Genomic DNA, 4244 nt, shown 5'->3' with positions numbered 1-4244 from the left:
TAAAACGTCCGGATGTTCCTATGTTTGTCGCTTAATTGTTTGGCGCGCGGCGCGGTGTAACCGCGCCATTGCTTGTGACAGTTGCGTAAGTCCTGCAACTGTTGAGCTAGTTGACGCGATCGCTAGTTTTTAATACTAATGTAACCTGAGTTCGGGTTAAGCCAGAAGCTCAAAAGCTTATTCTATAAGGATTGAACAAAACTCTAACTGATCGAGGAAACGATTAAAGTGGAATCATTTTGTCAATAAGGTTCACAAATGAGACTAATCTCAACAACATGCCTTATAAAGAATAGATTCAAACTAAGCTTCAGACCGAATAATAAGTCAAGGCTTTTGAGGATTTCTTATCCCGAACTCAGGTTAAGCTAACTCGGTAAGCAGCAAAGCGATGGAAGAGCGTCTTTTCCCTTCCCAAAAACATTGATCGCATCCTATTGCAGATATTTCTTCAATTGGGCAGCAGCTTGAACAAACAGAGAACGGGTTTCTGGCAACTCGGCTAAACCATTCAGTAGTCCGAAGTCATGAATCATACCGTTGTACTGCACAGTTGTCACCTCGACCCCAGCTTCATCGAGCTTGCGTCCATAGGCTGTGCCTTCGTCATGCAAAACATCGCTTTCTGCAACCACAATTAACGCTGGAGGCAAGCCTTTGAGTTGCTCAACAGTCGCCTGTAGGGGAGAGGCATAAATATCTTTGCGCTTTTCTGGGTCAGCGATGTACATGTCATACATCCACTTCATCGTTGGTGTAGTCAAGAATCGCTTGTCGCCGAATTGATGATAAGAATTCGTTTCAAAATCCGCATCGACGATCGGCCACATCATGATTTGTAGCTTGATGTGTGGTCCTCCTTTTTCTTTCGCCTTCAAAGCAGTTACTGCTGTCATATTTCCGCCGACACTGTTGCCAACGACTGCCAGATTCTTGCCATCCACCCCAATCTCCTCACCATGCTCGGCAACCCATTTGGTCGCAGCATAAATCTCATTGATCGCCTGTGGGTACTGAGCATCTGGCGTGCGAGTGTAGTTGACAAAGACACCTGCAAACCCTGAAAGCACAACCAGATCGCGAACCATGCGCTTGTGTGTTGGGTAATCACCCAGCACCCAACCACCACCATGAATAAAGATGAAAACAGGCAATGTGCCTTTGACCCCTTTAGGTCGTACAATATTGAGGATAATTGAATAACCCTCAGCAGTAATTGTTTTTTCAGACTCTTCAATGCTTGAAAGGTCTACTGAAACGGAAGCCTGTGCATCCACAAGAACTTGACGTGCTTCGACTGGAGTAAGTTTCTCCAGCGCCACACCCCCTGAATTCAGCACTTTCAAAAATTCCTTTGTTCCTTTGGAAAGACGTGGATCGTCCGCAACTTCCTGAATTTTTGCTGCTTGCGAGTTTGCTTGAGAAACCATGACATTCTCCTTTAATGAATTGTAAACAATCTGTTGAGATGGCACTGTCAAGTTAATTGATTTAACAGTACTGCTTTATAAGTAGTAATTGTAGAATGACAATTACTTTTTACCGACATCGTTTCCCAGCCAAAACTATTTGTTACTGGTGGTTAGCTTGGTATTCTCTACAACGTGAGTGGTCAGAAAGCGACGAATATGGTCTGCGATCGCCTCCCCATCTTCTTCAAGAGCAAAGTGTCCCGTATCAAACAAATGAAACTCCAGGTTTTTTAAGTCGCGTTTGTAGGCATAAGCTCCCTCGACTAAAAAGCCCTGGTCATTTTTGCCCCATACAATTAGCGTCGGTGGTTGATATTGGCGCAAGTAAGCTTACCATTATGGATATAACCGCACATTGGACTGGTAGCCGTATTTTAATGCCAATTGAATATCCAGGTTTCCAGGGTGATCGAGGAGTGTTCGATCCAGAGTCCAGGTATCGGGACTGAGGTTTTCTAGATTCCTGGCTCCATTGCACAAAGAGGAGCTAAAGCTACAATTCCATCTCGCAGTAGCGCTAAGATTCAACAACACGCTAACTGTAAAGCACTGCCCCATCCGCGCGATGATAAGATACGCTCAATTCGTCAAGTTGGACGAAAGCAATGGAAACAAAAGAGTAGGTATCATCGACGTTCATTGTCTGAAACTGCCATGTTTCGACTCAAGACCATTTTTGGAGGAAAGTTAAAACGACGCTTTTTTGAAAACCAAGCCGCCCTTGTTATTTCTGCAATGTGCTGCTCTCAATAGCATGATCCAGTTGGGCAAACCAGACAGCTATAAAGTGCAAGACTAATTACTAACTCGCTTTGAGAGAAGTGTGTCTTTTTTCTGTTTCACGCAACAAAGCCTTATAAATAGCCTCTGAGGCAGGAGGCAGCACCTCGGCTACTTCGACTTCGCTCAGTACAAGTTCGCTCGGCGATCGGGCAGCTATGCTGGAGTTTGAAAGACATGTTATATAAGCAATTCATCGCTATGCAACTTTCCTACCCTCTAGCATAGCTGCCTTTTCTTAGTGACATTTAAATCTGTGCCATACCGCCATCAACAAATAACTCGATGCCGTTCACAAAGCTGCTGTCATCTGAAGCCAAAAAAACAACCGCTTTGGCAATCTCATCGGGTGTGCCGACTCGCCCTAATGGAATAGTGACAGCTTGGCTATCCACAAATTCCTGCACCTGCTGGTTATTCAGTCCCAAATGATTGTAACCATGAGTCGGAACTACACCAGGGCTAATGGCATTCACTCGGATCTTGCGTTCTCTAAGGTCGAGTATCCAATTCCGAGCAAACGATCGCACCGCGGCTTTGGTAGCGCTGTAAACACTAAAAGCTGGCGTACCTTTTATAGAAGTAGTCGAAGCATTCAGGATAATAGAAGCGCCCTCTGGCAACAGTGGCAGTGCCTTTTGTACCGTGAACAGCAAACCTTTAACATTTATGTTGAATGTTTTATCAAAGTGTTCCTCTGTGATTGCTCCAAGTGGGGCAATTTGTCCACCGCCAGCATTAGCGAAGATGATATCGAGGTGTCCTTGCTCTTGCTTAATGGTGGCAAACAAGCGATCAAGGTCTGCCAGATTAGAAACATCGCTTTGCACAGCCGTAACATTTTTATCAATGGCTTCTACAGCAGCATCCAGTTCGACTTGGCGACGACCCGTAATGTAAACATAGGCACCTTCAGCAACAAATTGTTTGGCAGTGGCAAGACCTATACCACTGTTGCCACCCGTGATCAGGGCGATTTTTCCTTCCAGTTTTCTCATTATGCTAATCCTCTGATTATTGGGTTTAAAGCGTAATGGCACGCTTGTTAAGCGTAAATCCTTGGTATTCCTGGCTTTGGGGTGTCGGGAATTAAGAAGATTTCCCATCCCAAGACAAGAGATTTCCATTGACCAAATCCCCTCACGGGGGACTGAAACACTGATTGCTGCCAGCTACTTTTAAATGATTCACCATTGGGTGCAGTTGTGCATCTGGCTACCGTACAATATAAAACTGCTCTAGACGTAAGCTGGAGCAGTTTTTGATAGAAGTAAATTATATAGAACGACAATTAATAATGCTGTCCCCAGTTTATGCATAGTAAATACCGTTAAATAATAGTATTCACCTCAAGTTGCCTACTTTACGCAAAAAATGAATAATCTTGAAGTTGGATTTAAAAATAAAGATATAGGCAAGCTTAGTCTAAAATCTAGATAATAGTTTCCTCTTGGGTCTTAGTAAGCTTTTGTTGATATTCTTTATACTCTTTGTCTTTATGCTGCCAGTATTTATCAACTGTTTATGATGCTGCGATCGCACTATCATATTCATCTCCACCTTGGTTTAATAATCGCTGTTTGGTTTGCTTTCGTAAGTCAGAAATAATCAAGCCATTAACTTTACGTATCTTTGACCAATCTAGAATCGCTTTAGGATAGTTACTAGTTTCAGAGGCTATTTATAAAGTAAATCTAAAGGTGAGTAGAAAGCAGTACTCACAACGATAGAATACTTTCTATGTAGTAGATTTACATAACTGTCTATGACAAGAAAGTCTTATCCCACTGACTTAAATGATATGGAGTGGGAAATCCTTGCTCCTCTAATTCCAGCAGCCAAGTCTGGTGGACATCCTCGTACAACTGATATGCGAACAGTATGCAATGGAATCTATTATCACTTGAAAACAGGGTGTCAATGGGATATGCTTCCAAGAGACTTTCCACCAAGTTCAACAGTATACAGCTACTACCGAAAATGGCAGTTTAG

Annotated in this window: 4 protein-coding genes; 2 read left to right on the top strand and 2 right to left on the bottom strand. The window is 43.2% G+C overall.

Annotated features, from left to right (window positions below):
- Positions 1 to 434: 434 nt before the first annotated feature.
- The gene (locus V7L20_RS17910) at positions 435 to 1430 is read right to left on the bottom strand and encodes an alpha/beta hydrolase (RefSeq protein WP_334745384.1); all 996 of its coding nucleotides are present in this window, start codon (positions 1428 to 1430) and stop codon (positions 435 to 437) included.
- A 95-nt stretch (positions 1431 to 1525) separates the two neighbouring features.
- Between V7L20_RS17910 and V7L20_RS32735 the strand changes: the two genes are divergently transcribed.
- Entirely contained in the window at positions 1526 to 1921 is a 396-nt protein-coding gene (locus V7L20_RS32735; RefSeq protein WP_442943576.1) for a hypothetical protein, read from the top strand.
- 579 nt (positions 1922 to 2500) lie between these two features.
- On the opposite strand, the gene V7L20_RS17900 is transcribed toward V7L20_RS32735, so the two are convergent.
- Positions 2501 to 3250: an SDR family oxidoreductase gene (locus V7L20_RS17900; RefSeq protein ID WP_334745382.1), complete on the bottom strand. Its 750-nt coding sequence runs from the start codon at positions 3248 to 3250 to the stop codon at positions 2501 to 2503.
- A 767-nt stretch (positions 3251 to 4017) separates the two neighbouring features.
- Here V7L20_RS17900 and V7L20_RS17895 point away from each other — a divergent pair.
- Positions 4018 to 4244, top strand: a 227-nt coding sequence (locus tag V7L20_RS17895) for a transposase (protein ID WP_334745381.1), incomplete at its 3' end; no start/stop codon positions are given.

Source organism: Nostoc sp. (assembly GCF_036916735.1).
Taxonomy (GTDB): domain Bacteria; phylum Cyanobacteriota; class Cyanobacteriia; order Cyanobacteriales; family Nostocaceae; genus Nostoc.
The sequence above is the reverse complement of the archived record's forward strand: the minus strand, read 5'-3'. Positions and strand labels throughout refer to the sequence as shown.